The sequence below is a fragment of the Heyndrickxia sp. FSL W8-0496 genome (assembly GCF_038007825.1).
Lineage (GTDB): Bacteria > Bacillota > Bacilli > Bacillales > Bacillaceae_C > Heyndrickxia > Heyndrickxia oleronia.
In genome coordinates, this window is sequence record NZ_JBBOXX010000001.1 from 5,183,714 (window position 1) to 5,202,020 (window position 18,307).

An 18,307-nucleotide genomic window follows, 5' to 3' on the forward strand; every position below is an offset into this window, starting at 1 on the left:
AAAAAAACCGGCTAAATATGATTGAATCGTCTTAGGTAACAGTTGGAAGAATAACCCTTTATATTTAAAATCGAATAGGCAAGCAACACATAAAAGCATAATAAATAATAAAATAAGTATCTTATTCTTTTTTGATATTGATTTCAATAAATTCCCTCCACTAAGTACGTTAAACCTGCACTAGGCCTCTTACCTTCCGAGATGAGACTGTTAATTTTTCCAATTAATTGAGGCAGTTCTCCCATTGTTTTTATTGTAAAATCTGCCCCGCTTTGTAAAAATATTTGTTCTGTTCTAGAGATTGCCTTCTCTTGATCTACTTCGGATAAGGCATTATATTCAGATAAACTTAGCCCCATTTCGGAACTGCCTATTATAACGCCCACTGACCAAACGCCAGCATTAACCGCCTCTTTTATGTCTGAGGTCGTATCTCCAACTTTTACAACCTTCCAGGATGCTGATAATTTCAATGCTTCCATGTTTCGATAAATCATATAAGGATAAGGTCTCCCCAGAGAATTGGTACCATCAGGAGTGATATAAAAATCTGGACTATACCCTTTTTTGTGTGCATTAGGTACAACAACATCCATCATGGATTGTGTGTAACCTGTTGTTGAACCAATTTTCAATCCTTGGCTTCTTAAGGTTTGAACTGCCTCAATCACCTCAGGAATGACATCTGTATACTCAGCTAAGGATGACATGAGTGCAGGCTCGAATTCAGCATATAATTTCTCCACATCTTGTTCATTAAACTCTCTGCCAAATCTCTCCTTCCATAAATGAGAGATTCTAGGCATCGAAAGCATGGCGCGAATGTGGTCAATCTTAAGCAATCCCATCGGTGCTCTTGCTTCCTCCATTGTCACATTAACACCTGCATGTTTAAAAATATCAATAAATACATTTACTGGGGCAAAGCAGCCGAAATCCACCGTTGTTCCTGCCCAATCCAAAATTACTCCTTCAATTTTATTCACTTTACCATCACTCCCATATATTCTTCAATAATTTCACACAATGCTTGGATATCTTCTTCATAAATTTCACCAATATTCCCAATGCGGAAGGTATCTACATCGGTTAGTTTTCCTGGATAGAGGACAAAGCCTCTCTCCTTTGTATAGGAATAGAAGTCTTCAAAGTTGAATTTCTCATTTGGAAAAAGAAAGGTTGTAATAATCGGCGATTGTTTATCATCTGTAATATAGGCATGAATTCCTATCTTGGCAAGTCTCTCTCTTAATATACGATTATTATTTTGATACCGAGCAAATCTTGCTGGAATGCCACCTTCTTCTATTAATTCATCAATTGCTTTAGAAAAGGCAGCCACTACATGTGTTGGTGAGGTGTAGCGCCATTTTCCATCCTTCTCCATTTCTACCCATTGATCATATAAATCTAGTGATAGACTTTGAGAGTTCCCTTTACATGTTAGTAGTTTCTCACGCTTAGCAATAACAAAGCCAAAGCCAGGTACACCTTGAATACATTTATTTGCGCTGCTGATTAAATAGTCAATTCCTAGAACAGGTACATTGATTTCTAGACCGCCAAAGCTGCTCATTGCATCAATAATTAAGGTTTTTCCAAACTCTTTCGACAGTTTTGAAACCATTTCAATTGGATTTAAGATTCCTGTCGTTGTCTCACAATGAACCATGATTATATGTGTAATTTCATGATCTTCCTCTAATATAGCCTTTATTTCCGCTTCAATTGGGTACTCATTGTATTGTACACGATACTCCTTAAAGTTAAGGTCGATGTACATTGCCATTTTGATAATTCGTTCACCATATGCACCGTTCGTGATGATTAAAGCTTTATCTTCATTTGTAATGGCTGTATGCATGACGGATTCAACTGCGAACGTACCGCTTCCTTGCATAAGCACAACCGTATATTCATCCTCGGCAGCACCTGCCAATTCAAGAAGCTGCGCCCTAATTTTTTGCGTAATGGATTTATAATCATTGTCCCACGTGCAACGGTCAAATAGCATTTCCTCTTTAACCGTGCTTGTAGTGGTTAAAGGACCTGGTGTTAATAGTTTATAATTGTTCATGTCCATCTCTCCCTATTTTTTACTTCGCTGAATTGAAAAACTCTTGATGCTGCTTTAATAGTTCAACAGTTAATGATTGGTCAAATTTCTTTGTGTGAGCAGGTTTATGTATATCACTAATTGTTTCTCCTTCGTAAAGGGCAACAGGATAATTGTTGATTAACTCTTTTCTGCCTTCCTTAACAATGACTTCCGCCATGTCCATCGCTAAATCTGTTGTTTTATCATCCTTTTTCACCACAGCAATAGATTCAGTCAGTGAGAAATTCCCTTCAGATGGATCAATATAATCAATTGGTGCACCTTGTTCTTTCGCAATTACTGCTTGGTGGCGAAGACCAAAACCCGCAGCCACTTCCCCAGCCTGAACTTTCTTAATAGGACCTGATCCAGAACTTTCAAGATGTGGACCAACATTTGTTACTAGATCGTGAAGAATAGCTTTTCCTTCCTTTTCTCCATATTGATTGATAATAGCTTGGACCAATAACCAGGCTGTAGAAGAGTCCATAATATTTGGGATCGATACTAATCCTTTAAACTCTGGCTTTGTTAAGTCCTTTATAGAAGTCGGCATTGGTAAACCCTTTTCTTTAATGACTTCGGTATTGACAAATATAGAACCGGTATTAGCTAGAATCGGTGTATAGTAGGATGGGTATGTTTCTAATGCATTCGCAGTGAATGTTAAATCGGTAAACATCTTATGCTTTTCTTGAGCACTTTGGATAAAATAAGAACTCATTGTGACTAAATTGGCATCTATTTTATCTCCTTCAGCGATTAGCTTTCCTCCTAATTCAGATGTACCCAAGGATTGCACGACATATTTCCCCTCATATCCCGCATCTTTTAATGACTTTTCCATCGCTGCAACTGCTTCTTCATCCCCATTCGTTAAAATAACTACTTTCTTTGCTTTATTTGCCTTTGCAGCATTTGAATTATTATTACAGCCAACCAATGTAAATACTAAACTAAAAGCAATAAGACACAGGAACATTCCCTTAATCGTTTTAAACATCATTTTCCCCTCACTTTTATCAAAAGTTTCAATTCCTATTAATTGATGGTCGTTTTTGAAGATAATCACAAGATAATTTAACGATTAAATTCGTACCAAAGATGAGTATCGATAAAACAAAGATTTCATTGAATTTAGCAAAGTGCTGCAATTCTTTAATTTTGCTTGCTACTACTGAAGTTTCAGCTGTTACTAAGAAGATGATTCCACTAATCGTTACCATCGCATTAATAAAATAGTAGCTAAACATTTCAAATACTGTTGATACTGAGTTTGGCAAAAGAACTCGACGGATCGTCTTTAGCCAGCTATCTCCCAATAATTCCCCCGTTGTTTCCCAAGTCGGATTCATTTTAGCTAAGGTATTTTTAGCCATTAAATAAGGCGTCGTAAAATAGTGGACCAATGTACATAGCACAATAATGGTGATCGTTCCTTTTAAACTACTATTATTAAAAAGAAGTAAATACGATAAACCTAATACCATACCTGGTACTGTATTGGTAATGATTGAAATGGTGTCCATTAATCTTTTTCCTTTAAGCGGTGTACGTACATTTACTAGTGCTGCACTATAGGCAACAAACGTACCAACTACTCCCGTTAATAATGCTATTACTATTGAATTTTTATAAACATTGACTAAATCACTTGATTGAAACACATCAATGAAATGGCTCAATGTAAATGCTAGATTATAAGGATAGCTGTTTACTAACGGTGCAACGAACATTACGGCAAAAATGGCAACCATTCCTATTAAAATGACAGAAGAGATTACACTAAAGGAAATATCTCTTGGTTTATTTTGAATCAATTCGATTTCTGTAAATTTGTCATAGTGGAAATTAAATTTTTCAAGATAATTTAAAAGAAAAACAGCAAATACAGCAGGGATTAACATGATTACCGCAATTGCAGCACCATTATTGAAATCTGGTATGGAACCAAGCATCACTTGATATAGCTGAGTTGCTACCACATCATACGTTCCCCCAACCGAAGCAGGGATCCCAAAATCGGTAAAGCTCAAGATAAAGGAAAGGACGAAAGCACCAGCTAAGGTTCCCCACAAAGGGCGAATAATCGTGTTCATAAAACTTCTCAATGTCCCATCACCCATTAGTTTAGAAACAATGATAAATTTCTTATCAATATACTTAAAGGAATTATTAATAAGAAGAAATGCTGATGGTAATGTATAAATGACATAACCTATTAATAAGCCGTTAAATCCATAAATATCGAATATTTTTCGTCCAAAAAGCTTTGTAATTAATCCTTGATTTCCAAAAGAATACATAATCGCAAATCCATAGGTGATAGTCGGAAGCAGCATTGGAATAAGCATCCCCGTTTTAATTACTCCCTTTACAGGCTGATAAATCCTCGTACAATTGATGGTATAGGCTAGGATAAATGCTAAAATAGTAGAGATAATAGCCGTAATACTAGAAATTAAGAGACTATTCCCAATGGACTTCATTAGTTCTTTATTAGAAATGATTGAGTGATAATTCGCGACATCGAATCCATTAGCCGTTTCAAATGATCGAACAAATAAAGTGGCCAAAGGCCATACTAGAAAGACTGCAAATAAACATACTGTGATAGTAAAAATAATCCTCATTTCTGGTTTTACATTAGGCATATTTTTCACCAAATAAGTGATAAATATTTTGTCGCTTAATTTGTAATTGCTTGAGAATAAATTCTTGCACAAAACCATTACTTGGTTGATTTATAATTTCATATGGGGTCCCAAACTGTGAAATATTTCCCTGATTTATGATCAAAATTTTATCTGACAAGGTTAGGGCTTCCTCCGGGTCATGGGTGACAAGAATGGTTGTAAGCTTAAACTCCTTTGCAATTGACTTAATCCGTTCCTTAATTGATTCCTTAATGACCCCATCCAATCCACTTAAAGGTTCATCTAACAATAATATTTTCGGCTTTGTTACTAATGTTCTTGCAAGTGCAACCCTTTGTTTCTGACCACCTGATAATTCTCCTATTTTTTTGGTTAAATGGGGGGTTAGCTCTAGGAATTCGATATACTCCTTTATCTCTTTCTCTGAAACTAACCCTTTCTTATTTTTTACTCCATATACAATATTTTCATAAGCATTTATATGGGGAAAAAGTGCGTAATCCTGGAAAACAATATTAAAACCTCGCTCCTTCATCGATACATTACTCAAATCCACATCGTTAAAAATGATTTTCCCCTGATCCGCTTTAGTTAACCCCAAAATAATAGATAATAAGGTGGTTTTGCCACTGCCACTTGGACCTAATAGTGAAACAATTTCTCCAGTATCAATTTCAAGATTGATATTTTCCAAAATGACCTTTTGGTCATAGTGTTTGCCTATATTTTGTAGCTTCAGCAAACTATTCACCTCCCTGATTACGACTTTAAGTATAATTACCATTTGTAAATGTAAGTTTAGGATCATGTAAATAATATGTAAATTATGCATAACTCTTTACTAAATTATTAATAAATCATAATTAATTTAACCACAACATATGCTAATATATTGAAAATTTAATAAGCAATCAGTAAACTTGAAGTATAATTTTAAAAGGCTGTTTTCGTATAGTTTTGCTTTTGTACAAGCTACCGCATGCTTTTACATCCAATAAAAGATATAGCGGTCTTCTGCTAATCGTTATTTGTTAAAACTTTACTTAAATAGCAATAATGTTTTAGAAAAGAGCCTTTTAAAAAGACTTACTATAAATGGGTGAATAAGATGTTTCCTCTTGAAAGACAAAAGAAAATTGTCGAGTTATTAATGATAAAAAAAGTAATGAAGTTAACTGAGTTAACGAAGGAATTAAACGTTTCCATTGATACACTGCGTAGGGACATCAGCTTGCTGACAAAGCAAGGAAAGATTGAAAAAATTTACGGTGGCGTTAAAATTGTTGAAGAAAATTTTGGAGAATCAACAATGGATGAACGAATGGTCAGCCACTTAAAAGAGAAGGAAACCATTGCTCAAAAATGTAGTGAATACATTCAAGATGGGGATTGTATTTATATTGATAGCGGTTCGACAACTTTTCAGATTGCAAAATATATAAAAAACAAAAAAAAGCTAACAGTCATAACTAATTCGATTCCAGTTATACTTGAACTACTAAATAGTGACATTGAACTGATTATTATTGGTGGAAAAATAAGGAGAGACGAAAGATCGGTCGTAACATATGAATATTTATTTAATTTTAACCAATTAAATATACAAAAGGCATTTATTTGTGCAAGTGGAATCACAATCGAAAAAGGAATTTCTGACTATAATGTGGAAGAAGCCATCACCAGAAAAAAAATGATCGAACTATCCAATGAAATCTATGTGGCCGCTGATAGTACAAAATTCGGTAAGAACGTCACCATTGGAATAGCACCACTCAGCGAAATCGATTATGTTATTACAGATCATAATATAAGTAAACTTTTCATCAATCAATTTAAAAAAACAAATACAAATTTAATTGTTCTAGAAGCATAATCGCTGAACAACAAAAGGTGCGCCAATTTGGTCGCACCTCTTCTTTTAATCGTATTAACAGATGGGATCATAGTCTGAGAATGATAAAAAGATATGATAATTTCTTATTCTCATTTTAACAAACGACTATAATCACTTTTTTAATCGCTGGTGCACTTTCCCTTTTGTCGTTTTGACTAACTACTTTTTCATACTACCACTCATACAAGAGGGATGTATCCTTAAGCTCTATCAATTCGTCAACCTTCTTTTCTAAATAAGCAATGACTGTATCAGATAGTGCATTTCCAAAACTAAAACGTCTCACTCCTAATTCCTGAAGCTGATAACAATTTGTTAGTCCTGGTAAAGATAAGACATTCAGTGGAGCATTGACATTCATAGTGATTTCTTTAATCTCTGAATGCTCTTTCAAGCCTGGAACAAAGATCCCACTTGCGCCACTATCAACGTATGCCTGTGCTCGTTCTATTGTTTCCATTAAAGGTTTTCCTTTTGGAAGTAAGTATCTGTTCTAGCATTAATATAAAAATCCTTATAACCATGATGGTCTAACGCGATTCTTATTTTCTCCAGAAGATTACAGTGCAATGAAATCTCTTTTAAGCCATTTGACTTTTTTAATGAATCCTCAATATTGATACCTACTACCCCTACATCTGCGGTCCTTAAAACATGATGAATAATCTTGCTAGGATCTTCGCTATAGCCCGCCTCAATATCCGCAGATACAGGAATTTTCACATTATCTACTATCGTTTTAATGATCCCTAAATGCCTTTCAAAATCAATTAATTCACCATCTCGTAATCCTAGTGAATTTGCAATTCCCCAACTAGTCGTTCCAATGGCTTTGAAACCTGCTTTTTCAAGTGATAAGGCTGAAAGTAAATCCCAGGCATTTCCTAAAAATAATAATTCCTTTGAAGAATGTAACTCATTGAATTCCTGTATCTTGTTCATTATATTTTCCTCCTAATCGTTGCTGGATTCATTTTAACAAGTAACGTATCTCCAATTCGTCCTCATTCTTGCTCTTATGGTCTGGATATAAAACAAGGCTGGTTTTGTGTCGTTCGTTGCATTTGTAAAGCCCTTACTAACGACTTCTACCCGATATAAACGATTCACCGTATCTATGGAGGGTTTACAGCCTTTATCTCAGTGGGATAGTTTAATTTCATCCAACTTTCACCAACCAAAACTTTACCTAAATAACAGCAATGTTTGAGAAAAGAGCCTAAAATAAAACAAAAAGTGAAGCTATACAGTGCTTCACTTGCAAAGTCTAATTTCACCATTTTTTAGATTAAATCTTATTGGAGAAAACTCATTTATTCTTGCAGAAAGTTCTTTAATGAAAATGATCTATACTTTATTTCATTCAATCACAGGCTGCATGGTTTCTTTTAACACAGAAACAGAATGATTAAATTGTTCTGTTTCCTTTTCATTTAGTTCAATCTCAACTACTTCGCGAATGCCGGAACGGTTAATGACAGCGGGAACTCCAATATATACATCACTTTGTCCATATTCTCCGTTAAGATAAGCGGATACTGTCAAAATGCTGTTTTCATTATTAAGGATGGCTTTTGTAATCCGAACGAGAGACATTCCTATCCCATAGTATGTTGCCCCTTTTCTCTCAATGATCTGATAGGCCGCATCACGGACATTTACAAAGATTTCATCTAAACATTCTTTTTTTAAATCTCCCTTACGCTTCAATACAGCATTGAGATGCTCAATTCCGATCATTGCATGGCTCCAAATTGGAAGCTCAGTATCTCCATGTTCACCGATAATGGCTGCATGAACATTTCTTGTATCTACATTGAAATACTTTCCTAGCGCAGATCTTAGACGCGCGGAGTCTAATACTGTCCCAGAACCAATTACACGTTCCTTTGGTAGACACGATTCTTTCCAAGTCACATAGGTTAAAATATCCACTGGATTTGTTGCAACTAAGAATATCCCATTAAATCGACTTTCCATAATGCTTTTTACAATTTGCTTAAATATTTTCGTATTTTTTTCGACTAATTGCAAACGAGTTTCCCCTGGCTTTTGCGCCAGTCCAGCAGTGATAACAACTAGGTCGGCAGTCGCACAATCTTGATAAGAACCACTCCATACACGTATAGGTGAGGGTGCGAAAGGCATTCCATGATTAAGATCCATCGCTTCACCTTCAGCTTTTGCTTCATTAACATCGATTAAGACTAGCTCCTCCGCCACGCCCTGGTTAATAAGAGAATAGGCATAACTACAACCTACAGCACCTGTTCCAACTAATACAATACGATTTACTTTTTCTTTATTCACAAAATAGATCCCCCTTCAGATTCTATAAAATTAAAGATTAGCCAGATGATTATTCTAATTTCAATCAATCTAAATAGTCTAATCCTAGAATTGCCAGGATTAAATTAATTTATGAAAAGGGAAAGATTAACTAATAAATATATATAGTAAAAAACACAAATGGCCGACCATGTTGTGAAGTATTTCACAAATCAATTTAAAAAAATATAGTTTACTTGAATGCTTGTTTTCTACTTTTTTTAACATGGTTAGTTTAACACATAATATGTGAAGTGTTTCACAATATTTATGAAGAAACGATGAACCCTATTTTTTTATGCTGGTTATTACTCTATCAAAACATAACAAATTGGAATAAGAAGGAAGTGTTTAATAGAATAAAGCCGCGCTAGTTTACGACTTTATTCTATTAAATCTAATTACATTTACATTGCAGTGATGCCGCCATCTACAATAAATTCAGCACCAGTTGAGTAGCTTGATTCATCAGAAGCTAAGTAAAGCACAAGATTTGTTACTTCTTCTGGTTGCGCAACTCGTTTTAAAGGAATATGTTTAGCAAATTCCTCTACAGCTGCTTTTGTATCCTCTTGCACAACCATAGGTGTGGCGATAACACCAGGATGTACCGAGTTAACACGGATGCCATAATGTGAGCATTCCATTGCAGCCGCTTTTGTCATACCACGAACAGCAAATTTAGTATCTGTGTACCCAACAGCACCCCCAACAATACCATTGATTGAAGAGATGTTAACAATTGAACCGCCACCAACTTTTTGCATAGATGGAATAACATTTTTCATTCCTAAAAAGACAGATACTTGGTTAATATCCACGATGCGACGGTATTCTTCCTCTGTCGTATCAAGTATAGATTTCGCCATTGTAATACCGGCGTTATTTACTAAGACGTTGACTGGTCCAAATTTTTCTTCAGCCTTCGCAACAACAGCTGCCCAATCTTCTGCACTAGTAACATTTTGTTTTACAAATAAAACATTTTCACCTAATTCACTGGCTAAAGCGGTACCTTTTTCTTCATTTAAATCTGTTATAACAACTTTTGCACCTTCTGCCACAAAGCGTCTTGCGTGAGATGCTCCCATACCTTGGGCAGCACCTGTAATAATTGCTACTTTACCTTCTAAACGAGTCATTAGTAACTCCTCCTTTTCAGTACGAAACTGAATATCCTCATCAATAGAAAAATGATTAAAGTTAAACTACAACTGTAAAATAACAAAATTCTATATAAAAGTCAAAGAAGGAGATTTGCTAATCTGCTAAAAGTGTTCTTTCTTATTTCGTGTTATACTTTTGAAAAGAATGTACGTTGCAAGGTGGTAGGAAAATAAGTGGCAAATGAAGATCGTCGTATTTTAAGAACACGAAAAAACTTAAAGAAAGCAATGTTGGAGCTATTAAAGGAAGAGGAATTTAAGGAAATTTCTATTACTAAAATTGCAGAAGTTGCTCACTGCAATAGGGTTACATTTTATTCCCATTATGAGAATAGTACGCAGCTTCTAGCAGATATTTTTCATGATTATTTAGATGAGCTAGCACAGTACTATAAAGAAAGTTTTAAAGGGAAAAAGACATTCTCTTTAGCAGACTCCACCCAAAGTATTCCAATCTTTGAATTTGTATTTAATAACCAATTTGTGTTTTCTCTCATGTTAATGGGAGAAGTAATCCCAGGTTCACAAAATATTTTTTGCGAAACTATTTCGGCTATTAGCCGCAGCGATTTAGAATTGAAAGATGGTGTATGGTTCGATATAGAAGCAGTCAACTATTATGAAACCTATGCCTTTTTAGGTTTGTTTATCTACTGGATTAAAGAAGGGTTTAAAAGTTCTCCTGAGGAAATGGCAAAAAGATTATCATACCTATACACAACAACATTAGGTGAAATCATCGTTAAAAATAAAGAGTGAGTATCTATCGCCAGTACATTTTTGTCAGAAAAGCAATCAAATCAATTGTGATTGACTTTGCGGTTTTTAGCATCGTAATCAACTGGAGAAACATACTTATGTGAAATTAAAGAAGAAGCTAACAACCTATCATATAAGATTGTTAGCTTCTACATCATGGATTATCTACTGACTTTATCTAAGTAAATTATCTTATTCAGCGATTTACTCTACTAATTGTTAAATAATATTAAAAGATAATTATATAATGATTTCTACCAGTGTACTTGAAGTTTATTACCACTTGGATCAAAAAAATGGAAATATGCATGCCCATTATCTTCTTTTATATCCTCAACTTTGACTCCATTATCAATTAGATGCTGGTGAAATTTAATTAATTCAGGACTAGTAAAGCCAATGTTGAAAGCCGGTTCACCATTAACAGTAAAATGAGCATAAGTTTCATCATCAGTGGGTACTAAAATAACTAAAAATGGTCCATCATTTACTTTAATAATTGCATAAGGGTCATCTGTGATGGTTAACAGTTGTAATCCTAGCACCTCTTTGTACCATTTAGCTGATTGGTCTAAATCTCTAACCGGAATTCTTATGTAATGAACTTGTTCAATAAACGATTTTTTCATGCTTACCTCTCCTTATTGAATGGAATATAGGATATCAAAATCGAATGCTTGAATTTCATGAGCTATGCTCTATCATCTATTTTTTCTCCAGAAGCATTTGACTTCTTTTATTTACAGTCATTGTTATGTTTTGCCGATAAACAGAGTTCTTTACTATCAACTGACTTTTTTCTAAATCAAGCATCTTTACCACATTCTTTACAAAGTATTAAACCTTTTAATATCATTTGCTTTTTGTCCCATTTTTTTATGCTTAACTACTTCAATACCTTATCTCCCCGCTCTAATATTCGGGCAAATAAATATTTATAATATTCTATCAATGATTATATCATTTCTTGATTCGTGAAAGACCTAAAATAGAATAATAAAAAGGCAGAAGCGTTTTTACTAATCCTACTCCCTGCCTTTTTATCATTATAGATTTGAGAAGAGAAGCTTTACTCCATCGTATTTTATATCTACTTGTTTGTTCCCTGTTAGATACTTTCCATAGCTTGTATACATTGCCAACCACGCCCTGTTTTCCCAACTAGTCATTGACAAAAAACTAAAAAAATACTAAAGTTTTAATGAAAATGATTATCATTATCATTAATTATTAGGTAGAGATTATACTTAATTTTAAGGAGGATCTTAAGTTGAAAAAATTAATTATACCTTTCATTTTAATTTTAGTTCTTATTCTTAGTGCCTGTGGCAATACCACAAAGAGCCAGTCAGTAGGTGATGCAAGTAAAGCGGGCAAAAGCAAAATGATTACATACCAATCTGAAAATGGCCCTATTAAAGTACCTGCTCATCCGAAAAGAGTAGTAGTCTTGACTGGCAATGCAGGCGATGTAATTTCACTTGGTGTTAATATCGTAGGCGTGGATGAATGGGCTAAGAAAAGTCCATTATTTAATGATCAATTAAAAGATGTTCCAGCCGTTTCAGATGAGAATTTGGAGAAAATTATTGAATTAAAACCAGATTTAATTATTGGATCAAATGATAATAAAAACCTAGATAAGTTGAAAAAAATTGCTCCAACAGTTACCTATACTTATAATAAAGTAGATTATTTAACACAGCATTTAGAAATTGGTAAGTTAGTAAATAAAGAGAAAGAAGCTCAAAACTGGATTGATGACTTCAAAAAACGTGCAAATACTGTAGGAAATGAAATTAAAGCGAAAATTGGCGAAGATTCAACGGTAACTGTAATGGAAAGTTATGATAAAGATATGGGTATTTTTGGCGATAGTTGGGGAAGAGGCACAGAAGTTCTTTATAAGGCAATAGGTCTGAAAATGCCTGATAAAGTAAAGGAAATGACAAGTAAAGAAGGTTACTACATGATTTCCTCTGAGGTATTACCGGACTATGTTGGGGACTACTTAATTGTTAGTAAATATAATGACCAAGATAATTCGTATCAACAGACAGATTTATATAAAGGAATGCCCGCTGTGAAGAACAACCATGTAATTGAAGTGGATGGAAATGCCTTTATGTTTAACGATTCTATAACTTTAGATTACCAATTGAAATATTTTGAAGAGCACTTTTTTTAAATAGTCAGAGAACCTTGTGGACGTTGCTAGAAGTGATATTAAATTACTCAAATAATAAATGGTGTGTCAGACCACTGGGTACGTCCTTGTGGTCCTCTTCGCAGCTGTAGCTGATCTATATAGTCACACACGAATCTGTCAGTTCAAAATACCACTCTAGGAAGGAGTTAAAGCTTTTCCATTGAGGATTCAATTTACCAGCAAAAAAGGCCTCCATCTGCTGACCCAATCCTAGGCCTAACACTTCGTCTGTGTTCTTATTATAAAAAAAGCCGAACTCCCCTTCAAAACTATCCAACGGAATATATTCTTCAGGCAGCTTTAAACCTACATGAGTTCTCTCCATGCCTAACATATAATCAGAAGAATTGATCATAAACCAACAAATCTGATAGATTTCACGTTGTCTGCTAAAGAAAGTCGGCCCATCCTCTGCATGCAAATAAAAATTAGCAAAATCTGAACTCAAATCGATGCCTAACTTTACTAATGCGTGTTCATACTCCTCTTCAACGTCATCAAACCACCATTTTTTACTTTTGCAATAATTAATCACTTTTTCCGATAACATCTCGACTGCTCCTTCGATTTAAAATAAACTACCTAAGTTATATCCCTGAGTATATCATACCACCTTCCCTCTGATTTAGATGGTTTAAGAATTTAGGTACATATTTGAGCTAACGGGTATGTTCGTTCAATAAAACAGCAGCAGTCTTAAACTTTATTTTCACATACTTGGTTGCTGCTGTTCTTTCTTCAGGGATCAGTCAAAACTATTTTTCAGAATGTGTCAGATTCGTAATTTAAAAGTCGCTTGGAATCAGCGAATCTAGTCTATTACTTTATATTCCGGAGACATATGGGGCATTCATTCCGGTTATGCCGTTTACAGCATCCCTCCAGGATCAGTTCAATTACTTTACATTCCCTGTGTTAAATCAAGAAAATTGCCAAAAACCTGCTACTGGATGTTGGATTTCAGTTATCCCTATTTTGGCGAAAATATATAGTGATCCAAAACCAAAAGGATAATTGTAATCGGGATGAAGCAATGTTTCGGGGTAACCATCTTCATCTACTTGAAATAAAAAAGAAAATGATTCCTCTTTAAGTTTCGTAAAATAATAGCCTTCATTTTGAATAAGTCTCGGATTTCCACCTAGTTTGATCAGGAAAGACTGATTCATGGATTTTTCGTCATTGCTTATTTCTCCGTCTAAAATTACATGTTTTATAAGACCTGAATTAGTAAACATATCTTTAACGCTTTCCGTTGAAATTCGATGCTCAATTACCTTTATCGAGCAATTCGGGTAAACATTGTTGTTCAAATATTCCTCATAGTCCTCTGGGATGAAGATTGAAATCATGCTCTCAGTTTTAAAGGGATGGACGAGGCTCAAGTAAAAATAATATTTTTGGTTACCTTCGTGGATAAAGTCTGCTTGATCATCAAAGAAGTCAGGTGCATTCCCACCGATCCAGCCTATACCACGTTCGTTTGACAGGACTGGTCTCGCATAATAAAGAATACAGTCTGTTCTCGCAACTAAAATATTCGTACAGTTTTTCATTTACAACTCTCCCTCAAGAAACTTAATGAGGTACATTTCAGGCTGCGCACGGAACTCTGTAAAGCTGCATAAATCTGCATAAGTCTGATGCTCCACGTCATAACAGCCTATCTGACCTTTTTTCTTCGGATTCCAAACTAGCTGCAGATCAGAATAATTGTCTATATCAGCTGATATGCGCAGCAGCTTTTGTCTGCCGAGTTTCATTTCAATCGTATCGGTCAATGTAAAAAAGTCGATATACCCGATTTCAAATTCATTTTGCGCCAGCTCAAGACGGAGCTTGTCTCCGGTAAGAAAAGCTACCAGTTCATCGGGTAATTTATATTTTTTTAGCTCATGCTTCTTGTTTTCTAGATTATGTATGTCAGCCGGCTCTAGCGATTTTAAATAGTCGGCCAAGACTGTATGCTTATTACTGACGGCAATCGTATAAGGCCTCTCGCCGCCCTTTTCTGCTAAAGTAACGTCCGCCCCGTGTTCAATCAAAAATTTGACCATAGCCAAATTCCCCATACGCACGGCAACGGTTAACGGAGTCGCTTGATAAGGATAGACCATATCCGGCTTATTATAATTGATGTCCACTCCATGATCGAGCAAATACTTGAGTGTCTTAAGGTCATGGTCCGATACGGCTTCACGCAATACAGCGCCGCCATGCAGCTTGATATCTAATCCCAACTCATGAATAAGCGGGATATTGTTTTTGTTGCCATAGTAGGCTTGTGAATATGCTCCTAAACCTGTTTGATTGAGCTTATCCAACTTGGCTCCTTGTGCTGCAATGTACCTAACGATGTCTTCCTTGCAATAGCGGACAGCTCGTAAAAAGGCAGGATTATGATGGGCATTCAGATTAACCCCGTGTTCTACTAGCAGCTCCACAACTTCCCTTCTCTGCAATACAAGCGCCAGATCCAAAGGGCTTAATGTAGTACGTTTACTAAGTACAATGCCTGCCTCAATATCCCAACCCGCTGTAATTGCAGCATGTAAAGCTGGAATATTTCCATGGTAAATATGCATGGCGATTTCCGGCAGTTCCTCAAACTTCCCGATATCTTTCAGAACAATCATCCCAAACACTCCTATATATGCATAATGAGTTACTTACTCATCCAGTTGGTGAATCCCAGTGCCTGTCTCTTCCTCTCCGCTTCCGCCAGCAGTGCTTGCATAACCGGAGCCAAATTCTAACGATGTGCCTGCAATAGGCTTAGAGTCTTCGCCCATAGCAGAAAGAATAGTTGGTTTACTTGCTAATGAGGCTCGATACTGAAGCATTAACATACAAAACAGCATCTCCATCCATCAATTTAGGAGGTACTATTAATTTTATAATACCTCATCTACTTATGGTACGGTTCCCCCCGATTTATCCGAAACGCTCGATACACCTGCTCGACTAATACCAATCTCATCAGCTGATGCGGGAACGTCATCTTGGAAAAGGATAGACTTTCATTTGAACGGTCCATGACGGCTTTACTTAATCCTAATGATCCACCAATCACAAAGGCAATTTTACTTTTCCCGTATGTACCTAGCTTATCAATTGTATCAGCTAGTTCCTCTGAGGTTTTCATTTTCCCTTGAATAGCTAGCGCAATTACATGGGTATCGGGGTGAATTTTTGCGAGGATTCGTTCGCCTTCTTTATCTTTGACTTGTTCCATTTCTGTTTCGCTTAAAATTTCTGGTGCTTTTTCATCGGGGACTTCAATGATTTCGACCTTCGCATAGGCGGTGAGGCGTTTTAAGTATTCATCGATTCCTTGTTTTAAATATTTTTCTTTTAGTTTTCCTACTGTAATTATTGAGATATTCACAGATTACCCCCACTTTGCAAACATTATATCCACAGCACTTATCCACATATCCACAAAAACTATCCACATTTTGTAGGGGAATATTAGTTCCCCACAAGATATATTGCTGGGTTTTTGCAGTATTCACAACTTGTGGATAAGTTGTTTTTCTCATCAATTTTTTCAAAATTTGGTGCTTCCATCCTCTGTTCTGTAGCGATTTCAAGCGCATATTCAACATGTTCCGCACAAGCAAAAATCATCGATTTCACCCCTTTATTTTAAAAGTACTCTTTCCATTTAGTCTTCTCAATCATCCACCAGATATTTTACATGATTTATCCACATGGGGAAAGCCTAGCATCAAGATTCTACTATTTAAATCGTGCAAGCCCACTTATCCACATACTAATATAAACAAAGGATGTTTGAGATAAGAACCAAACAAAAAAAGAAGGCACTAGGCCTTCCTTTAAATTATTCACATGTGAATTATAGGTTGGATTCATTCGATAATGTTAATGTTGCTTCTTTTGATTTTCCTTGGCGATAAAATTTCACCTTCATGGTATCGCCAGGTTTTTTATTATTATATAAATACTTTCTTAACTCAAGAATGTTATTTACCTTTTGGCCATCCAATTCATAAATAACATCCATTTCTTGCATTCCTGCTTTGCCAGCTGGAGATCCCGGTGATACACTTTCAACCATCACACCTTGATTCATATCTTTTGGTAATCGTAATGTCTCTTGTTGATGATAAGCTGGAATATCACTTACATTTTGTAAAGTCACACCCATAGCTGGTCTTCTAATTTTTCCGTATTTCTCTAAATCATTGATAACTGGCTCAGCATAATTAATTGGAATCGAGAAGCCGATCCCTTCTACTGCTTCTTGTGCAATTTTCATTGAATTAATACCAACAACTTGACCAGATACGTTCACTAACGCACCACCACTGTTACCAGGATTGATTGCTGCATCTGTTTGTAATACTTCTGCTTCCCAATCCTCTAATCCATCATTATTTAAATCCATTGGTACTGTACGATTCACACCGGATACAATTCCTTGTGTGACAGAACCCGAAAATTGCTGTCCAAGTGGATTCCCAATGGCGATGACAGGTTCACCAAGCTTTAATTTATCTGAGTCTCCAAACTCTGCAACTGTGCTTACTTCTTTACCGTCAACCTCAACAACTGCAAGGTCTGTCCATACATCACTGCCTAATAATTTTGCAGGTAACTTCTTACCATCAGATAGAGTTACCTCTAATTGATCTGCCCCTTCAACCACGTGATTGTTCGTTACAATAAAGGCTTTTCCATTTTCTTTTTTATAAATGACACCTGAGCCAGATCCTGTTTCCTGGGATTGATCTCCTTGCCCCTGCTGAGTCCAGAAGCTTTGAGATTGAATATTAGCAATCCCAACTACTGCTTTTTCGGCTTTTGCCACTGCTTTGGTAATATCGGTGGTCACATCAAGTGAGACTGTTTTTCCTGTTACATTATTATGGCTGTTTTGGTTATTTTCTACTGTAGAGGTTGTTTCGTTATTTGAGGTATTATTTGTCACACCATTGATAACAGGAAATGCTACTACGACAATAAGTGCTCCAATAATTGCTCCAATTAATCCAGATAAAAAAGAACCGCCTTTTTTTCTATTTGGTTGTTTATAGCGATTCTCTTCATGATCATCATAATAACCCACGCTACACCAGTCCTTTCGATATCTATATCCTATAGTTTACCTTGTGTATATCCTTATTATAATCAGCAATTATTAAAATATCATTAAACCGCATTAAGAATTCA

General features: G+C 35.6%; 18 protein-coding genes and 1 pseudogene. 3 read left to right on the forward strand and 16 right to left on the reverse strand.

Annotated features, from left to right (window positions below; genetic code table 11):
* Positions 1 to 143 precede the first annotated feature (143 nt).
* From phnX to NST63_RS26195, 5 genes are read right to left on the reverse strand one after another with little or no spacing between them, the layout of a single operon-like run.
* Complete coding sequence (phnX, locus tag NST63_RS26175; RefSeq protein WP_341044105.1) at positions 144 to 986, reverse strand: phosphonoacetaldehyde hydrolase; 843 nt, start codon at positions 984 to 986, stop codon at positions 144 to 146.
* Positions 983 to 2,077, reverse strand: a complete 1,095-nt coding sequence (gene phnW, locus NST63_RS26180; RefSeq protein ID WP_341044106.1) for a 2-aminoethylphosphonate--pyruvate transaminase — start codon at positions 2,075 to 2,077, stop codon at positions 983 to 985. Before phnW ends, phnX begins: the two co-directional genes overlap by 4 nt.
* 19 nt (positions 2,078 to 2,096) lie before the next feature.
* On the reverse strand, positions 2,097 to 3,101 hold the full coding sequence (locus NST63_RS26185) for an extracellular solute-binding protein (protein WP_341044107.1): 1,005 nt from the start codon (positions 3,099 to 3,101) through the stop codon (positions 2,097 to 2,099).
* Positions 3,102 to 3,129: 28 nt separating this feature from the next.
* The gene (locus tag NST63_RS26190; RefSeq protein WP_341044108.1) at positions 3,130 to 4,752 is read right to left on the reverse strand and encodes an ABC transporter permease subunit; all 1,623 of its coding nucleotides are present in this window, start codon (positions 4,750 to 4,752) and stop codon (positions 3,130 to 3,132) included.
* On the reverse strand, positions 4,745 to 5,497 hold the full coding sequence (locus NST63_RS26195; RefSeq protein WP_341044109.1) for an ABC transporter ATP-binding protein: 753 nt from the start codon (positions 5,495 to 5,497) through the stop codon (positions 4,745 to 4,747). Before NST63_RS26195 ends, NST63_RS26190 begins: the two co-directional genes overlap by 8 nt.
* A gap of 366 nt (positions 5,498 to 5,863) precedes the next feature.
* Between NST63_RS26195 and NST63_RS26200 the strand changes: the two genes are divergently transcribed.
* Positions 5,864 to 6,628, forward strand: a complete 765-nt coding sequence (locus NST63_RS26200) for a DeoR/GlpR family DNA-binding transcription regulator (protein WP_341044110.1) — start codon at positions 5,864 to 5,866, stop codon at positions 6,626 to 6,628.
* Between the two features lie 193 nt (positions 6,629 to 6,821).
* On the opposite strand, the pseudogene NST63_RS26205 reads toward NST63_RS26200, so the two are convergent.
* From NST63_RS26205 to NST63_RS26215, 3 genes and pseudogenes are all read right to left on the reverse strand, one after another.
* Positions 6,822 to 7,591 (reverse strand): annotated as a pseudogene (locus NST63_RS26205) (isocitrate lyase/PEP mutase family protein).
* Positions 7,592 to 8,008: 417 nt separating this feature from the next.
* Positions 8,009 to 8,959, reverse strand: coding sequence for an L-lactate dehydrogenase (locus NST63_RS26210; protein WP_341044111.1), 951 nt, complete (start codon positions 8,957 to 8,959; stop codon positions 8,009 to 8,011).
* Positions 8,960 to 9,384: 425 nt separating this feature from the next.
* Positions 9,385 to 10,119 (reverse strand): glucose 1-dehydrogenase, encoded by a 735-nt coding sequence (locus NST63_RS26215; protein ID WP_058005110.1) that lies wholly within the window; start codon positions 10,117 to 10,119, stop codon positions 9,385 to 9,387.
* Positions 10,120 to 10,317: 198 nt separating this feature from the next.
* Between NST63_RS26215 and NST63_RS26220 the strand changes: the two genes are divergently transcribed.
* Positions 10,318 to 10,902: a TetR/AcrR family transcriptional regulator gene (locus NST63_RS26220; RefSeq protein WP_058005111.1), complete on the forward strand. Its 585-nt coding sequence runs from the start codon at positions 10,318 to 10,320 to the stop codon at positions 10,900 to 10,902.
* A 254-nt stretch (positions 10,903 to 11,156) separates the two neighbouring features.
* Here NST63_RS26220 and NST63_RS26225 read toward each other — a convergent pair whose 3' ends face one another.
* Positions 11,157 to 11,531, reverse strand: coding sequence for a VOC family protein (locus NST63_RS26225; protein WP_058005112.1), 375 nt, complete (start codon positions 11,529 to 11,531; stop codon positions 11,157 to 11,159).
* A 641-nt stretch (positions 11,532 to 12,172) separates the two neighbouring features.
* On the opposite strand from NST63_RS26225, the gene NST63_RS26230 reads away from it, so the two are divergent.
* Positions 12,173 to 13,090, forward strand: a complete 918-nt coding sequence (locus NST63_RS26230; RefSeq protein WP_341044112.1) for an iron-hydroxamate ABC transporter substrate-binding protein — start codon at positions 12,173 to 12,175, stop codon at positions 13,088 to 13,090.
* Positions 13,091 to 13,205: 115 nt separating this feature from the next.
* Here the strand turns inward: NST63_RS26230 and NST63_RS26235 are convergent, their stop codons facing one another.
* The 7 genes from NST63_RS26235 to NST63_RS26265 form a co-directional block, all read right to left on the reverse strand.
* A complete protein-coding gene (locus NST63_RS26235; RefSeq protein WP_341044113.1) occupies positions 13,206 to 13,661 on the reverse strand; it encodes a hypothetical protein in 456 nt (151 codons plus the stop codon).
* A 370-nt stretch (positions 13,662 to 14,031) separates the two neighbouring features.
* On the reverse strand, positions 14,032 to 14,667 hold the full coding sequence (locus NST63_RS26240) for a hypothetical protein (protein WP_341044114.1): 636 nt from the start codon (positions 14,665 to 14,667) through the stop codon (positions 14,032 to 14,034).
* Positions 14,668 to 15,747 (reverse strand): ankyrin repeat domain-containing protein, encoded by a 1,080-nt coding sequence (locus NST63_RS26245; RefSeq protein ID WP_341044115.1) that lies wholly within the window; start codon positions 15,745 to 15,747, stop codon positions 14,668 to 14,670.
* A 33-nt stretch (positions 15,748 to 15,780) separates the two neighbouring features.
* Positions 15,781 to 15,960 carry a hypothetical protein gene (locus tag NST63_RS26250; RefSeq protein WP_341044116.1) on the reverse strand — a complete coding sequence of 60 codons (180 nt, stop codon included), beginning with the start codon at positions 15,958 to 15,960 and terminating at the stop codon, positions 15,781 to 15,783.
* A gap of 59 nt (positions 15,961 to 16,019) precedes the next feature.
* Complete coding sequence (gene rlmH / locus NST63_RS26255; RefSeq protein ID WP_058005117.1) at positions 16,020 to 16,499, reverse strand: 23S rRNA (pseudouridine(1915)-N(3))-methyltransferase RlmH; 480 nt, start codon at positions 16,497 to 16,499, stop codon at positions 16,020 to 16,022.
* Positions 16,500 to 16,582: 83 nt separating this feature from the next.
* Positions 16,583 to 16,741, reverse strand: coding sequence for a CxxH/CxxC protein (locus NST63_RS26260; RefSeq protein ID WP_065107298.1), 159 nt, complete (start codon positions 16,739 to 16,741; stop codon positions 16,583 to 16,585).
* Positions 16,742 to 16,970: 229 nt separating this feature from the next.
* A complete protein-coding gene (locus tag NST63_RS26265; protein ID WP_341044117.1) occupies positions 16,971 to 18,203 on the reverse strand; it encodes a S1C family serine protease in 1,233 nt (410 codons plus the stop codon).
* Between the last annotated feature and the right edge of the window lie 104 nt (positions 18,204 to 18,307).

Excerpts from the sequence above, each read along its gene's own strand:
- NST63_RS26185 (WP_341044107.1), bottom strand. The coding sequence starts at position 3,101 with ATGTTTAAAACGATTAAGGGAATGTTCCTGTGTCTTATTGCTTTTAGT.
- phnW (WP_341044106.1), bottom strand. The coding sequence starts at position 2,077 with ATGAACAATTATAAACTATTAACACCAGGTCCTTTAACCACTACAAGC.
- NST63_RS26215 (WP_058005110.1), bottom strand. The coding sequence starts at position 10,119 with ATGACTCGTTTAGAAGGTAAAGTAGCAATTATTACAGGTGCTGCCCAA.
- NST63_RS26245 (WP_341044115.1), bottom strand. The coding sequence starts at position 15,747 with ATGATTGTTCTGAAAGATATCGGGAAGTTTGAGGAACTGCCGGAAATC.
- NST63_RS26235 (WP_341044113.1), bottom strand. The coding sequence starts at position 13,661 with ATGTTATCGGAAAAAGTGATTAATTATTGCAAAAGTAAAAAATGGTGG.
- NST63_RS26190 (WP_341044108.1), bottom strand. The coding sequence starts at position 4,752 with ATGCCTAATGTAAAACCAGAAATGAGGATTATTTTTACTATCACAGTA.
- NST63_RS26240 (WP_341044114.1), bottom strand. The coding sequence starts at position 14,667 with ATGAAAAACTGTACGAATATTTTAGTTGCGAGAACAGACTGTATTCTT.
- NST63_RS26260 (WP_065107298.1), bottom strand. The coding sequence starts at position 16,741 with ATGATTTTTGCTTGTGCGGAACATGTTGAATATGCGCTTGAAATCGCT.
- NST63_RS26250 (WP_341044116.1), bottom strand. The coding sequence starts at position 15,960 with ATGTTAATGCTTCAGTATCGAGCCTCATTAGCAAGTAAACCAACTATT.
- NST63_RS26225 (WP_058005112.1), bottom strand. The coding sequence starts at position 11,531 with ATGAAAAAATCGTTTATTGAACAAGTTCATTACATAAGAATTCCGGTT.
- NST63_RS26200 (WP_341044110.1), top strand. The coding sequence starts at position 5,864 with ATGTTTCCTCTTGAAAGACAAAAGAAAATTGTCGAGTTATTAATGATA.